The sequence below is a fragment of the Vreelandella indica genome (assembly GCF_037070225.1).
Lineage (GTDB): Bacteria > Pseudomonadota > Gammaproteobacteria > Pseudomonadales > Halomonadaceae > Vreelandella > Vreelandella arctica.
The window spans coordinates 33,178-48,583 of record NZ_JBANSO010000025.1 but is presented as its reverse complement, the minus strand read 5'-3'; the positions used below and the strand labels follow the sequence as shown (position 1 = coordinate 48,583).

12 protein-coding genes are annotated in these 15,406 nt (G+C 56.1%); 7 read left to right on the top strand and 5 right to left on the bottom strand.

The annotated features are described in order from the left end of the window. Window positions 1-76 precede the first annotated feature (76 nt). Genes V8L71_RS16165 through V8L71_RS16150 form a run of 4 tightly spaced genes read left to right on the top strand, consistent with a single transcriptional unit; the run spans window position 77 to window position 5,437 of the window. Window positions 77-652 carry a putative pterin-binding protein gene (locus V8L71_RS16165; RefSeq protein WP_336274761.1) on the top strand — a complete coding sequence of 192 codons (576 nt, stop codon included), beginning with the start codon at window positions 77-79 and terminating at the stop codon, window positions 650-652. Then, window positions 642-2,906 carry a hybrid sensor histidine kinase/response regulator gene (locus V8L71_RS16160; RefSeq protein WP_336274760.1) on the top strand — a complete coding sequence of 755 codons (2,265 nt, stop codon included), beginning with the start codon at window positions 642-644 and terminating at the stop codon, window positions 2,904-2,906. The genes V8L71_RS16165 and V8L71_RS16160 overlap by 11 nt, the downstream gene beginning before the upstream one ends. Next, on the top strand, window positions 2,887-4,050 hold the full coding sequence (nosP, locus tag V8L71_RS16155; protein WP_336274759.1) for a nitric oxide-sensing protein NosP: 1,164 nt from the start codon (window positions 2,887-2,889) through the stop codon (window positions 4,048-4,050). Before V8L71_RS16160 ends, nosP begins: the two co-directional genes overlap by 20 nt. After that, entirely contained in the window at window positions 4,022-5,437 is a 1,416-nt protein-coding gene (locus tag V8L71_RS16150; protein ID WP_431313186.1) for a hybrid sensor histidine kinase/response regulator, read from the top strand. Before nosP ends, V8L71_RS16150 begins: the two co-directional genes overlap by 29 nt. Here the strand turns inward: V8L71_RS16150 and V8L71_RS16145 are convergent. Next, on the bottom strand, window positions 5,434-6,111 hold the full coding sequence (locus V8L71_RS16145) for a response regulator (RefSeq protein ID WP_336274758.1): 678 nt from the start codon (window positions 6,109-6,111) through the stop codon (window positions 5,434-5,436). The two genes, V8L71_RS16150 and V8L71_RS16145, sit on opposite strands and share 4 nt — an antisense overlap. A gap of 129 nt (window positions 6,112-6,240) precedes the next feature. On the opposite strand from V8L71_RS16145, the gene exaC reads away from it, so the two are divergent. Then, complete coding sequence (gene exaC / locus V8L71_RS16140) at window positions 6,241-7,761, top strand: acetaldehyde dehydrogenase ExaC (RefSeq protein WP_336274757.1); 1,521 nt, start codon at window positions 6,241-6,243, stop codon at window positions 7,759-7,761. 138 nt (window positions 7,762-7,899) lie between these two features. Then, a complete protein-coding gene (adhP, locus tag V8L71_RS16135) occupies window positions 7,900-8,928 on the top strand; it encodes an alcohol dehydrogenase AdhP (protein WP_101147481.1) in 1,029 nt (342 codons plus the stop codon). Window positions 8,929-9,004: 76 nt separating this feature from the next. Here adhP and dauA read toward each other — a convergent pair whose 3' ends face one another. The 3 genes from dauA to V8L71_RS16120 form a co-directional block, all read right to left on the bottom strand. Then, a complete protein-coding gene (gene dauA, locus V8L71_RS16130) occupies window positions 9,005-10,753 on the bottom strand; it encodes a C4-dicarboxylic acid transporter DauA (RefSeq protein ID WP_336274756.1) in 1,749 nt (582 codons plus the stop codon). Window positions 10,754-10,904: 151 nt separating this feature from the next. After that, a complete protein-coding gene (gene betT / locus V8L71_RS16125) occupies window positions 10,905-12,953 on the bottom strand; it encodes a choline BCCT transporter BetT (protein ID WP_336274755.1) in 2,049 nt (682 codons plus the stop codon). Between the two features lie 210 nt (window positions 12,954-13,163). Beyond that, complete coding sequence (locus tag V8L71_RS16120; RefSeq protein ID WP_336274754.1) at window positions 13,164-13,583, bottom strand: hypothetical protein; 420 nt, start codon at window positions 13,581-13,583, stop codon at window positions 13,164-13,166. 150 nt (window positions 13,584-13,733) lie between these two features. On the opposite strand from V8L71_RS16120, the gene V8L71_RS16115 reads away from it, so the two are divergent. Beyond that, the gene (locus V8L71_RS16115; protein ID WP_336274753.1) at window positions 13,734-14,684 is read left to right on the top strand and encodes an alpha/beta hydrolase fold domain-containing protein; all 951 of its coding nucleotides are present in this window, start codon (window positions 13,734-13,736) and stop codon (window positions 14,682-14,684) included. Here V8L71_RS16115 and V8L71_RS16110 read toward each other — a convergent pair. Then, window positions 14,681-15,376, bottom strand: coding sequence for a response regulator (locus V8L71_RS16110; RefSeq protein WP_176302404.1), 696 nt, complete (start codon window positions 15,374-15,376; stop codon window positions 14,681-14,683). The two genes, V8L71_RS16115 and V8L71_RS16110, sit on opposite strands and share 4 nt — an antisense overlap. Window positions 15,377-15,406: the final 30 nt, after the last annotated feature.

Here is a 15,406-nt window from a genome sequence, read left to right as displayed (position 1 = left end):
ACGCTTCCATTACGAAAAAAACATTACCAAAAAACAGTATTGAGCCTGACCTATTTAAGGAGATAGCGTAATCTTTATGCTGTCTCCTTTTATTTCTGGGCATTTAAACCAACGGGTCTTTTGGCGTGAGGTGTTTACTGTGAAAGCGTTATTAATGGGGTGGGTTGTGCTGATATTCAGCACTCCCCTAGCGGGACTCGCTGAAACAGCCGATGACTTAGAGGAACCCAGTGGACCGGTTATTTTGACCGTTAGCGGTAATGTTGGCCTTACGAACGTTGGTAGTGAGGCGCAGTTTGACCGCGCCATGTTAGAGGCGTTACCACAGCACGAGTTCGATACCACCACACCCTGGACAGAAGCTAGTAACCACTATCGCGGACCTTTAATGCGCGACCTGCTGGCGCGTTTAAACGCGGAAAGCGATACGGTACACGTCGCCGCCCTGAACGGCTACGAAGCGGAAATACCAGTGAGCGATTTTGAAGAGTATGACGTTATCTTAGCCCTCGAAAAGGATGAAAAAGCGATCCCCATTCGTGAGTACGGTCCGTTATGGGTACTTTATCCCTTTGATCAGGATGAAGCGCTGTTAAGCGAAAAAATACGCTTCAGGGCGGTATGGCAGGTTATGCATATTGATGTCCGCTAGCGCTTCAACCGTACAGGCTTCCAGCCTGCTGCGTTATCCCCGCCGTTTTAAGCTCGTTGCCATCGTTGCGGTATCGCTATTTGCCGCGGCGTTGGTCGTCGCTACCCTGGCTGCCTGGCGGCAGGAAAATCTCACTCAGAGCCTGCGTGAAGATACCGCCTGGGTGGTTTATAAGCTGGACCGCGATGCGGTACAGCTTATAAACCATTTGCTGGCAGTCACGCGTGAACCGCTTACAACCGAGACGCATGATGAGCTAAACCTTCGCTTTGAGCTGTTATATAGCCGCATTACGTTGCTCAATGAGGGTGAGGTCAGCACGTTATTGCAACAGATTGGTACTGCTCGGGAATTATTGGGCCAAATCCAGCAACAGCTGGATGTGCTGGATAGTATGTTTTATCCCTATGGTGGGCCTGAAATCGATGGGAGAATTGATCCATTACCGGTGGCGGTGCTGGAAGAGGAATTGCAGGCGCTAACGCAGTTAACAGAGCGCCTGGTTATTGCGATTAATGGCTATTTGGCCGAGTCGGCGACCGAAGAGCGCGCCCAGCTTAGCCTGCTCTACAAGCTCCTCATGTCACTAATCGTCGGAATGAGCTTAGCGGCTTTTCTGGTGATTGCTTTCCTGGTGCGCGAAATGCGCGAAAGTGCGGCGGTCAGGCGTGAGCAGGAGCAATTAGGCCAGCAATTGGAAGTTACTGCCAAACAGGCGCAGGCGGCGAATCAAGCAAAGTCAGACTTCCTCGCCATGGTCAGTCACGAAATTCGTACCCCGCTGAACGGTGTGATTGGAATGAGTGAATTATTACGTGAATCGGCGAGTCCCGCTCAGGTAGAGGATTACGCTCACACGATTCACGATAGTGCCAATCAACTGCTGGCAATGATCAACGAAATCCTCGATTTTTCTAAAATCGAAGCAGGCCACCTGACCCTGGAAACATCGCCTACTGCGCTAAAACCACTTATTGATAGTGTGGTGGTACTGCTTGCACCCAGGGCAGAAGTTAAAGGATTGACGTTTACGGTTAACATCGACCCACTGGTACCTGCCTGGGTGTTGATCGATGCTGCCCGCCTGCGGCAGATCCTGCTAAACCTGATCGCCAATGCGATCAAGTTCACTGACCATGGCGAGGTAAGCGTCAAGGTCTCCTCTACGGTAGAACAGCTATTATTTGAGGTGATCGATACCGGTTGTGGCTTGAGCGAGCAGCAGCAAGAGCGGCTTTTTGAGCCTTTTCAGCAGGCGGATGAGTCAGTGGCCCGCCGCTTTGGTGGAACGGGGCTGGGGCTGGCGATCTGCAAGCGGTTAAGCGAAGCCATGCAAGGGCGGTTAGGGGTCAAGAGCCAATTAGGCCAGGGAAGTATCTTCTGGTGCCAGTTGCCCTTGGTAGAAGTCGATCCTGTTTCAGCGTCACTGCCCGTGATACCTAAACGCGATTTTTCCGGCACAACGCTGCTGCTAGTGGAGGACAATGCGGTCAACCGCAAAGTCGCTATTGGCTTGTTATCGCGCCTAGGCTGCGATGTGATCTGGGCAGAGAATGGTCATGACGCCTTGGCAATGGCCCAGTCACAGCAGGTACAACTCATCTTTATGGATATCCAGTTGCCCGATATAGATGGCTTGTTGGTCACTCAGCGCTTACGCGAACAGGGTGGCTGGCTGGCGAGTGTTCCTATCGTCGCCATGACGGCAGGCGGCGCTGAAGATGATCGTCAACGCTGCCTAGCTGCGGGCATGAATGATTACATTACCAAGCCACTGTCGCTTTCGGCGTTAAGTAATGTGCTGGCGTTACAGCTTTTTGCCGCTCCCGACACGGCTCCTGTACCAGCATTAGCGGGAACACAAACGCCAACCGAGGAGCCGCCGTTACTGAATGTCGACACTCTCACTATGCTGAAAACGTCACTGGAAGAGTCGAGCCTGAGCCAACTGGCGATGCTTTACCATCAGCAAGTCAGCGATTACACCGAGCAACTGGCTGCTTGTCTGGTGGCAACACCACTGACACCAGAGCAGCACCATCAAGTCATGCGTTTGGCGCACCAGCTGCGCGGCGAGTCAGTGAGCATGGGCGCTGACCAGCTAGCCGAATTGGCGAAGCAGTTGGAGATATTGGCCAAGACAGAGCAAGCCACCACAAGCCAGCTCAATGATGCTTTCAGCACGTTAAAGCTTGCCGCTGTGCGCACCCATGCCGCTCTGGAGAGGTGGTGTCGTGACCATTTATCCCGTTGAAAAGGGCATTATTACGGCGGCTAGTCAGCAGGCAGACGCTTGGAACGCAGCGTCGGAATTAGCCGACGCTCTCTATCACGCACACTTGGGCTTCGTGCTGTTCTTCTGCAGTGCGGAGTATGATTTAGCGGAGCTGGCGGCCGCATTAGAGCGAAGCTTTCCCTCCACGCCGCTTAGCGGCTGCACTACCGCTGGGGAAATAACGCCGCTTGGTTATGATCGCGGTTCGATCGTCGCGATGGGCTTTGATCGTCGTTGGTTCGCCATCGAAACAGCGCTGATCGATGACCTGGATCATTTTGAGTTGACCAACGCTCAGCCGCTAGTCGATACACTCTTGGAGCGTTGCCGTCGACAGGCCGTCGCGCCTATTAATGAGCACAGCTTTGCGCTCACCTTATTGGATGGCTTATCGAGTCGCGAAGAGCAAGTGCTTGCCACCTTGGATGCCGCGCTGGGGCGTATACCCAGCTTTGGCGGCTCTGCCGGCGATGATAATCATCTCAGCCATACCCACGTGTACACCGCCGGGCGCTTTTATACCCGGGCTGCGGTGGTGGTGATGATTAATACCCAGTTGCCCTTTGACGTCTTTTCGACTCACCATTTGACCCCAATGGCCCACAAACTCGTGGTAACGGAGGCGAATCGTGAGCAACGGCGGGTAATAGAATTGAATGGTTTGCCCGCCGCGAAGGTGTATGCCGATTTGGTTGGGGTTGCGCCTGAACAGCTCAATGCAGCGATTTTTGCTCGTCACCCTTTAGCGGTGCGTATCGGTGGGCAGCACTATGTGCGCTCCATCCAGAGCGTTAACCGCGACAGCAGCCTGAGTTTTTACTGTGCAGTGGAAAATGGCATCGTGCTCACGGCCATGCAACCAACACCGCTGCTCGATGATCTCAATGTCATGCTTGAAGGCGTGAGTGCCCGGCTAGGCGCGCCTAGCGTCATCATTGCCTGCGACTGTTTTTTACGCCGTATGGAGCTTGAAGCACTGGATCATTTAGACCAGGCGTCGCAACTGCTGCGCCAGTCCCGGGTGGTGGGGTTCAATACCTATGGCGAACAACACCATGGTATGCACGTGAATCAAACGTTTACGGGGGTGGCGTTTGGATCTCTTCCAGCTAACGACGTTTAACACCGACTCACCGGAACGCAGTGACACCACAGGCGCCACTCAAGCGGCTGCAATGGCAGCGCTGCGCGAAGAGAATCGCCGTCTTCGCAAGGTCTGTCAGGCGCTAATGGAGCGCGTAGAAGGCGAGGGCAATGCTGAGGGCGCTCCTTACGCTGCCTTTGAACGTTCGGTGTTATTGGCGGAACAGGTACGTGAACGTACCGATACGCTGCACCGCACGTTAGACGAGTTGGGCCAGGTCAATACGCGTTTATTGGCTGCAAAAGCCGACGCGGAAGCGGCCAATTTGTCTAAAACAAAATTCCTCGCCGCGGTGAGCCACGACCTGCTGCAGCCATTAAACGCTGCCCGTCTGTTTGCCAGTGCCCTAGAAACCCATGCACTGCCTGAGGCTTCCCAAGCCCTAGTGGGCCATATCGGCCGTTCACTAAAAGATGTTGAAGGCCTCCTGGGCACGCTGGTGGATATCTCCCGCTTGGATGCAGGCGTACTACACGCCGATAAAGCACCGTTTGCGGTAAGCACACTGCTGGACGCGCTGGCGGAGGAGTACCGTCAAGTGGCTGGCGTGCGGGGGTTGGCGCTGCACTATGTGCCCTCAAGTGCGGTGATTGAATCCGACTTGGCGCTGCTGGCGCGGGTGATTCGCAATTTCCTGAGCAACGCCGTGCGCTATACCGAGCATGGCCGCGTGTTGCTGGGCTGTCGGCGCCGTCGCGAGGGGTTGGAAATTATGGTCGGTGACACCGGCCCTGGTATTCCCGAGCAGCAGCGCGAAGCCATCTTTCTCGAATTCCGGCGTGCCAACCATCCCCAGGGCGCCCACTCGCGTGGCTTGGGATTGGGGCTGGCGATCGTTGATCGTATCAGCACGATGTTAGAGCAGCCGGTATCGCTCGCTTCCCATCCCGGCGTGGGCGCACTGTTCTCGATCACCGTGCCTTACGCGACGGCCTCTATCTCGACGCTGCCAGCAGCACGCTACAGCGCCCTTGCCGTTGAAATGGAGGATCCGCTGCAGGGCTGTATCGTGTGGGTGATCGACGATGACTTGGCCATTATCGAAGGCATGCAGGCCCTATTAGGGAGTTGGGGATGTCGAGTTCGTGCGGCTGCCACGGTGAGTGCCCTCGAAGCCGCCAGCGATGGTGAGCGTCCTGCGGTACTCCTGGTGGATTATCATTTGGGTGACCACCGTGAAACCGGCATTGATTTAGCCGCGCGACTGCAGCGCCGTTATCCAGGCTTGGCAGCGGTGGTGATTACTGCCAATCACGAGGCGGAGATTAAGCGCGCAACCCGCGAAGCGGGCATGTACTGCCTGCTCAAACCGTTAAAGCCCCTGCGGCTGCGCATGCTGCTAGCCACACTGCTCAATAAAGCCTAACGCGTGCGGTTGGCCCGGTGAAAGCTTAGATCTTCCTCGCCTGCGATAACAATGGCGTGAACCCGGCTCGTGGCATTCAGCTTGCGCAGAATCGCCGAGACATGGGTTTTGACGGTCGTTTCGGCAATCAACAACTCCCGGGCAATATGCTTGTTCGACATGCCTGTCGTCATGCACGCCAACACCTCTAACTGCTTATCGGTTAAACGCGCCAACCGCTCGCTGGTCGATGAAGCATTTGCAATGGGTGGCACCGCAGAAGTGCGCGGTGCTGGGCGACGCATGATATCGGGCGGCAGGTAGAGCTGGCCTTCAAGAATCTGCGTTAACGCCGCCAGCAGCGCTTCCCGGGGTGTGGATTTGGGAATATAGCCCACCGCGCCGAGGGTAATGGCATCGAGTACCAGCTGGCGCTCTTGATGTGCAGAAACAATCGCCACCGGCAGCCATGGAAACACCTCGCGCAGGCGGGTCAGCCCCTCTAGCCCCTCGGCATCAGGCAGGCTTAAATCCAGTAGCAGCAAATCCAACTCCGCATGCTGTTCCACCAACGTCATCGCATCAGCGAGACTCTCCGCTTCCGCCAGTTGGCTGCCTGCCAAGCCCCCGCTAATCACGGTTTGCAGCGCATCACGGAACAGCGGGTGGTCATCCGCCACCAACAGGGAATACATGGCGTCTCCTACCAAGGGATGAGGGCTAATCCTGCCATCGGGCTATATCGCCATTTGCTTTAGTGAACAACACTGTTTAGGCACCTTAAAAAAGCACCTTTAATAATCATAATACTCAGGAGCAATACAATGATCTACGCCAACCCTGATGATACCGGTTCTGTGGTGTCATTTGAAAAACGCTATGGCAACTATATCGGCGGCGAGTTTGTCGCCCCGGTGAAAGGTCAGTACTTCGATAATATCAGCCCCGTCAATGGCCATGTCTTCTGCGAAATCCCCCGCTCAACGGCAGAGGATATCGATAAAGCGCTGGATGCGGCCCACAAGGCGGCGCCTGCCTGGGGTAAAACCTCGGTTCAAGAGCGCAGCAATATCCTGCTAAAAATCGCCGACCGTATTGAGCAAAACCTCGAAATGCTCGCCGTTGCCGAAACCTGGGATAACGGTAAAGCGGTGCGTGAAACCCTTAACGCCGATATCCCGTTGGCCGTCGACCACTTCCGCTACTTTGCAGGCTGTTTGCGTTCGCAAGAAGGCACGGCGGCCGATATCGACGCGAACACCGTGGCGTATCACTTCCACGAGCCGCTGGGCGTGGTAGGCCAGATTATTCCCTGGAACTTCCCGATCCTGATGGCTGCCTGGAAGCTGGCGCCTGCGCTGGCGGCGGGTAACTGCGTGGTCTTGAAGCCTGCGGAACAAACCCCTGCATCGATCTTGAAAGTGGCTGAAGTGATCGGTGACCTGCTACCGCCTGGCGTGCTGAATATCGTCAACGGCTTTGGCGCTGAGGCAGGGCAGGCGCTGGCCAGTAGCAAACGCATTGCCAAGATTGCCTTTACGGGCTCGACCCCGGTGGGCTCGCATATTCTGAAGTGCGCGGCAGAGAATATTATTCCCTCCACTGTAGAGCTTGGCGGCAAATCCCCCAACATCTACTTTGCCGACATTATGAACGCCGAGCCGACGTTTATTGATAAAGCGGTAGAAGGCCTGGTGCTGGCGTTCTTTAACCAGGGCGAAGTGTGTACCTGTCCTTCTCGCGCGCTCATTCAAGAGAGTATGTACGACGAGTTCATGGCCAAGGTTATTGAGCGCACCCAAACCATCAAGCGTGGCAATCCTCTGGATACCGATGTGCAGGTAGGTGCTCAGGCATCCCAAGAGCAGTTCGACAAGATCATGTCGTACATGGACATTGCCCGCGACGAAGGCGCCGAGTTCCTCACCGGTGGCAATAAAGAAACCCTGGACGACAGCCTTAACAGTGGCTATTACATCCAGCCAACGTTGCTCAAGGGCAACAACAAGATGCGTGTTTTCCAGGAAGAGATCTTTGGCCCAGTCGTGGCGGTGACCACCTTCAAGGATGAGGAAGAAGCGCTGGCGATTGCCAACGACACCGAGTTCGGTCTGGGCGCTGGCCTGTGGAGCCGCGATATCAACGTCGCTTTCCGTATGGGCCGGGGCATTCAAGCCGGGCGAGTGTGGACCAACTGCTACCATCAATATCCCGCCCACGCGGCATTCGGTGGCTACAAGAAATCCGGCGTCGGCCGCGAAACCCACAAGGTGGCGCTTGAGCACTACCAGCAAACCAAAAACCTGCTGGTCAGCTACGACATCAATCCGCTGGGCTTCTTCTAACCCGCCACGTTTTTCTATGTATAGCTAACCCACACCGTCCGGCATCAGCCGGGCGGTAATTGTCAGTCCCCTGACGCTGACTCTACTGATAAGAGCAGTGCTTAAACTGCCGTATCGAAAACTATTAGGAGTTGTATCATGGATAGCACAATGCGCGCGGCGGTCGTTCGTGAGTTTGGCCAGCCGTTGGTCATAGAAGAAGTTGATGTACCTCGCCCCAAGCAGGGCGAAGTGTTGATGAAAGTGGCGGCCTCTGGTGTCTGCCATACCGATTTACACGCTGCTCACGGCGATTGGCCGGTAAAACCCTCGCCACCGTTTATTCCAGGGCACGAAGGCGTTGGGCATATCGTGGCGGTGGGTGAAGGCGTTACCCATGTCAAAGAGGGTGATCGTATTGGTGTACCCTGGCTCTACTCGGCCTGTGGTTACTGCGAGCACTGTTTAGGCGGTTGGGAGACGCTGTGCGAGTCCCAGCAGAATACCGGCTACAGCGTTAACGGCGGGTTCGCGGACTACACCTTAGCGGATGCAGGCTATGTAGGGCGCTTGCCGGATGCCGTTGATTTTATCGAAATAGCCCCGGTGCTGTGTGCCGGTGTAACGGTTTATAAAGGCTTGAAAATGACCGATACCCACCCCGGTCAGTGGGTGGTGATTTCGGGTATTGGTGGCCTGGGCCATATGGCGGTGCAGTACGCTAAAGCGATGGGGCTGAACGTGGCGGCTGTCGATATCGATGACGGTAAGCTAGCCCTGGCTGAGCGTTTAGGCGCCACGGTAACTGTTAACGCCATGAAAACCGACCCAGCGGCCTACCTGAAGAAAACCATTGGTGGCGCTCACGGTGCCTTGGTGACAGCGGTGTCGCCGAAGGCGTTTGATCAAGCGCAGAATATGCTACGCCGCGGCGGCACACTGGTGCTCAATGGCCTACCACCCGGCGACTTCCCGCTGCCAATTTTTAGCACAGTGCTCAATGGCATTACCATACGTGGCTCTATCGTTGGCACGCGCAGCGACCTGCAGGAAGCGCTGGATTTCGCTGCCGAAGGCAAGGTTAAGGCCACGGTCGCAACCGATACGCTGGACAATATCAACGATGTCTTCCAGCGCATGATCGACGGCAAAATCGAGGGTCGTATCGTGTTGGATATGGCGAGCTGACATCGTTCTAGTGTCGTATCTCAGGGGGAGGCAACTCCCCTTTTTAATTTCGGCAGTGTCACTGCTCAGGCACGATTTAATCCCCGCCGTTCCCCTGTTGGCCCAACCAACGGCGCGCCATTCGCTCTGCGTGGGCAAGGTTACTGACAACCGCTAACTGACCTGCTTCGCGCTTAATGCCCGCGCGTTTGAGTTTCAGCGCCATGCGCGGTGACAACCCTACAAATATTACCCCCACCCCATGCTCGCCCAGCTCGCGTCGCAGCGTATCCAGCGCCACCATGGCGGTGGTATCCAGGCTGGGTACATCGCGCATATCCAGAACGACGATTTTTACGCTGTGGTCAATCACTCTGAGTGTGGCAATGGCCTTTTCTGCTGCGCCAAAAAACAGCGGTCCGCTTATCTTATAAAGGGCTACTTCCGGCGGGAAGTGTTCGCTGGTGTTGGGTGCCGCCAAGCGTTGGGTATGAGTCAGCTGTGCCATTCGGCGAATAAACAGCGCGGCGGCTAGGCCAATACCCACGGCCACGGCAACCACCATGTCGAAAATAACCGTCAGTGCGAAACAGATTACCAATACCCATACATCGCTGGCAGGTGCGCTTTTTAGCGTGTGCATAAAATGCCGCGCTTCACTCATGTTCCAGGCAATAATAAACAGAAGCGCGGCCAACGCAGCCATCGGTACATACCCCAACACGCCCGCCAGTGCGACGACGGCCAGCAGCACCACTAACGAGTGCACCAGCGCAGCGACAGGTGAAAACGCGCCACTTTTGATATTGGTCGCGGTGCGTGCCAGTGCGGCCGTGGCGGTAATACCGCCAAAGAAGGGTACCACCAGATTGCCGAGCCCTTGGCCAATCAGTTCGGCATTGGGGTCATGGCGGGTGCGGGTTAGGCCATCTGCGACAACGGCGCACAGCAACGATTCAATCGCAGCGAGTAAGGCGATTGCCAGCGCCGGACCCAGCAGCGCTTGAATCAACGCAAAGTTAATCTCAAGCGGTGAGCCGTCGGCACCAGGGAAATGCCATGGAGCGATAAAGCTGGGCGCAAAGGGAGGTATGCCGCTACCGCTTTCACCCTGAAACTCCCAGCTAAATCGCGAGGCGATCGTATCGACCTCAACGCCACTCATTAGCAGTAGCGAGGCTGCCAGCGTACCCACCGCTAACCCTACCAGCGGGGCAGGTATTGGGGTATTTAAGCGCGGCCAAACGAGCAGTGTTGCTAAGGTGATAAGTCCGACGCTGATCTCCGCCAGCGACAGCGTGGGCAGCGCTTGGCCGATCAGCATCAAGTTATCCAGGGTGCTATCGCCAAGCTTGACCCCCGCCAAACCCAAAAAGTCAGGCAGCTGTAACAGGGCAATCACCACACCAATGCCCGCCGTAAAGCCGAGAATGACCGGGTAGGGCACGTACTGAATCAGGCTGCCCAGCCGCGAAATCCCCAGCGCGACCAAAATAGCGCCTGCCATAAAGGTAGCAATGAGCAGCCCACCCAGACCGTGATTGGCCACAATAGGAAAAAGGATGACCACAAAGGCGGCGGTAGGGCCGGAGATGTTAAACCGTGAGCCGCCGGTTAAGGCGATTACCGCGCCCGCCACAATAGCAGTATAAAGCCCGTGCTGCGGCGGCACGCCGGTGGCGATTGCCAGCGCCATGGAAAGCGGTACAGCCACCACGCCAATCGTTAGCCCGGCCATCACATCGCGCTTTAATTTGGCCAACGTATACCCTTCACGCCAGGCGTTGACTAACGCACTCCCAGGCATCGGGAAAACGTATCCCGAAGATCGATGGTCACGGGACATGGAGCCAGCCTCCTAAAAATAGAGAAAACAAGCCATTACGCTACGCCTACACTGAAATTTGCACAACAAGGCGTTAGTCGCGAGGGCGTTTGCGCATAAAAATCCCGGCGCGCAGGCCGGGATTCGTCTTTTGGGTTAAACACTAACGCCGTTACATTTGGGAATCTTCCGGCGGTTCGCCGATAGTGCCAGGCATTGCCTGCACATGGCCCATCTGTTGACCGGCCAAGGTGAGGAAGTGTAGATGGCGTTCATACTCGGCTACCAGATCACCAATCACCTGACCCCGGGTGTAGCCATTAAGGTCCTTATCCTGCCCGCCTTCAGCCAAGTACACATCCAAGCGTACATAGAAGTCATCGTCCGCCGGGATAAAGCTCGGCGTACGCATGCGATGGGGACAGACTTGGTAAACAAAGCTGGTGGCTTCGCCAAAATCGACTTGTAGCGTCAGGTTGGCTAACGTTTCACCCTCAACGTGTTCTTCGGTCACGTTGGCGGTTTGGCCGCGGCTTTCAAGCTCCTGGGCGAACTGCGTCATCGCAGGGCGAATCGCATGCTCGATGGTGGCCGCCGCACCCGCGCGGTTAGAGGTGTCCAGGGCGCGATCCAAACGCTCCTTCCAGTCGCCACCTGGGGCACTACCGGCAATCATGCGGCGCGCATCGGCCTTGCTGCCTTCCATTTTCAGCGCTTTATACATGCCTATCATGACCGCGAAAATAACCAGCGAGAAGGGCAGTGCAGTGATGACCACGGCACTCTGCAGTGCATTTAAGCCACCGGCCATCAGTAGGGCAATGGTGATCAAACCGATCATTACCGACCAGAAGATACGTAGCTTCACCGGCGCATCATGGTTCACATCGCTCAAAATAGAGGTAAAGTTGGCCAGTACCAGTGCACCGGAATCCGCTGAGGTAATAAAGAACACAATACCCAGTACGGTGACAACCGCCGCGCTAAGGCCAACGTAAGGGTAGTACTCTAGCAGCGTGTAAAGCGTGGTTTGCGGGGTGTTGAGCGCCTGCTCGCCTAGCTCCACAACGCCTTGATTAGCGACCAATTCAATACCGCTGTTACCAAATACCGACATCCACACCATCATAAAGGCCAGCGGAATAAACAAGGCGCCTGCGACAAATTCACGAATGGTACGGCCGCGGGAAATACGCGCCAGGAAAAGACCGACGAACGGCGTCCAGGCAATCCACCAGCCCCAGAAGAAGATCGTCCACCACATCTTCCACTCTTGAGCCCCTTCATCGGCAAAGGCGTAAGTGTCGAAGCTGGCGCCCACAAAGCCTGATAGATAATCACCAGCGTTGTTGACCACTTTATCCAGCAGCACCAGGGTGTCGCCTGAAAAGAGGACAAACAGCATCAACGCCAGCGCCAGCAGCATGTTGAACTCTGATAAGCGACGAATGCCTTTCTCAACCCCAGTGACCACGGAAATCGTCGCGAGTATGACGACCAGGACAATCAGGATCACCTGCACGGTAAGGGTTTCCGGCACACCGAACATATAGGTGAGGCCGTAGTTCAACTGCATCACCCCGATGCCGAGGCTGGTCGCAATGCCGAACACGGTGGAGATGACCGCCGTGATATCCACCGCGTTACCAATCGGGCCGTGGATACGCTTGCCCAGAATCGGATAAAGCGCGCTGCGAATCGCCAGCGGCAGGCGGTGACGGTAGCTGAAGTAAGCCAGCGCCATACCCATCAACACGTACAGCCCCCAACCGGAGAGCCCCCAGTGCAGATAGGTTTGAACGACGGCGTTACGCATCGCTGCCTGGCTTTCCGGGGTTAAATCCGGCGGTGCCAAGTAGTGTGCCACCGGCTCGGCAACGCTGAAGAACAGCAGGTCGATGCCGATACCCGCCGCAAACAGCATGGCCGACCAGGAGAGCAGCGAGAACTCGGGCCGAGAGTGGTCAGGCCCCAGGCGAATACTGCCAAAGCGCGACATGCCGATAGCGACTACAAAGACCAAGTAAGCCACGATGGCGAGCATGTAGTACCAGCCAAACGTTTTGCTCACCCAGGCGAGGCCGGCATCAAAAAAGGCGCCTGCTTGCTCGGTGAACATCATGGTGAGCACTAAAAAGATAAGGATACCGGCCACACTGCCGTGAAAAACCACGGGATTGAGGCGGTCGCGGGAGGGAAGGACGGGATTGTCTTTCGCCATCGAGGTGGACTCCTTGTGTTGAAGGGTGGATGAAATATTTTATTTTGAATGAACGTTCAAATAAAATGCGCGATTAAGCGTCCCCCTTCAAGCTACCCTATCTCCTAGTAGGTTGAATTAGCGTGAGGCCGGCCACCATCTGACCGACATGCGGATACAAAAACGCCCGGAAAACCGGGCGTTAGAACGAATGTTAACGATGACCAGCGTTTATTCGCTATCGGCACCGTCTTTGCTATCTCCGTGGTGACCGCGTTTGCCGTGCTCGCCACGATGCTCTTCACGGACATCGTGCATCGCGCTGCGTAGCGCTTCCTGCTCTTCGTCTGAGAGTATGTCAGCCATCCGTTCGTGATGCTCTTCACGCAGAGCGTGCATGGCTTCACGATGCTCTGCGTGCGCTTCATTGAGCTCCGCCTGCTTCTCTTCCGAGATTTCTGCGCGCTGATATACCTCTTGGCGGCGCTCCTCCATGCGCTCTACCATACGTTCGTGATCAGGGCCTTTGCCTCCGTGGTCGCCGTGACTATCCGCTTGAGCGGTAATCGCTAGCGGCGCAATCGCAATCGCCAGCAGGGCTGGGGCAAATAGTTGGCGAATCGACAGTTTCTTAGTATTGATAGCTTTCATAGCATCTCTCCTGATGAGTTGACGATGCCAGTATCGCTAGGTGGCGTGCAAACCGTTTGCAGATAGTGTGCAACAATCATGATCTTATTGGCTTATGGCAGGTCGTACGGAAATGGGTGAGGGGTCACCTCGTTATCAAGGAGCATCAAAATGTCGCGAACTGAGCTATTTCGCGCGTGGCAGCAGCATGACGCGTTGACTACCCTACGCCGGGTAACCGGCCTGGGAGCGCTTACCTTACTACTGAGTGGGTGTAGCGCTTCCCAGCATATTAGCCAGGGCGAACCCGCGGCCGAGAGTCACCCGCTGCATGAACCCCAGCCCTTTACACGCTTGGACCCGGTCACGTATACGCCAGACGCCTGGCCGCAGGCGTTGAAGGCGAGTGTTTATCTGCCCCGTGGGGCAACGGATACACTGCGCCCAGCCGCCCTGGTGGTGCATGGCGGTGGTTGGCGTAATCGCACACCGGCCGATATGCAGGGCATTGCCGAGCAGCTAGCCGGGCAAGGCTACGTGGCGGTGAATGTTGAGTACCGATTTGCACCTGAATACCGTTTTCCCAGCCAGCTGCATGATTTGCAGCAGGCCATGGCCTGGATTCACGCCAACGCCGATGAGTGGCAGGTGGATGCCGATCGTATCGTGGGCGTGGGCTTTTCATCAGGCGCGCATTTGGTGAGTTTATTGGCGCTCGCGGGCGCCGAAGGGCCGCTGGCGGAACCTTATGGCGGTGAACAGAGCCGGCTGGCCGCGGTGGTGGCGGGTGGCCTACCCAGTGATTTGCTAAAGTTCGATGACGGGCCGCTGGTGGTTGATTTTATTGGCGGCACCCGCGCAGAAGAGACCGAGACGTACCGGCTAGCGTCGCCTGCCTGGCAAATTACCTCACAGGCACCGCCGTTCTTTCTCTTCCACGGCAAATGGGACAAACTCGTGCCGGTGGATCACGCTACGGACTTCTATCAAGCTCTGCAGGACAACAACATCGAAAGCGAGCTGTACCTCCAGCGCTGGCGCGGCCACATCACCAGCTTCCTACTGCGTGGCGGCGCTATTGATGCAGGTATCGCGTTTCTTAATCGGCAGGTTAACCCCTAACCTTCCGGCTGATACTTATAGCCGACGCCATATACCGAGCGGATGATTTCCAGTTCGGGAAGCGCTTCGTGAATCTTCTTGCGCAGCTTTTTGATGTGGCTGTCCACGGTGCGCTCTGAGACGATGCGGTTATCGCGGTACATGTGATCCATTAACTGCTCGCGGCTGAAGATTCGCCCCGGCGCCTGCATCATGACGCGCAATAACTGAAACTCCACCGCGGTCAGGCCCAGGTCCTGCCCGTGGGCAAGGGCTTGCCAGCCGTCTTCGTTTAACACCACCGGGGCGTTTTGCACTTCACTCGGCGCCTCGGCTGCCGCTTGGCTGCGGCGCAGTACGGCTTTAACCCGAGCAACGACTTCACGAGGGCTAAAAGGCTTACAGATATAGTCATCAGCCCCTAGCTCCAGGCCCAGCAGGCGGTCGACCTCTTCTACCTTGGCAGTGACCATGATGATCGCTATGGAAGGCCACAGCTGGCGAATTTCCTTGCTCAGAGTAAGGCCATCTTTACCCGGTAGCATAATATCGAGCAGCACCAGGGCTGGGGAGTGCTGCTCAAGCCACGGCATCACTTCATCGCCGTGGCCCAGGGTGGTCACCTCAAAGCCATGAGTGGTTAAGTAGTCCGCCATCAGGCGGGCAATTTTCGGTTCATCCTCAACAACGAGCAAAGAGGCAGCATGAGACATAGCGGTAGACTCGCTTAGCAGTGAACGGGA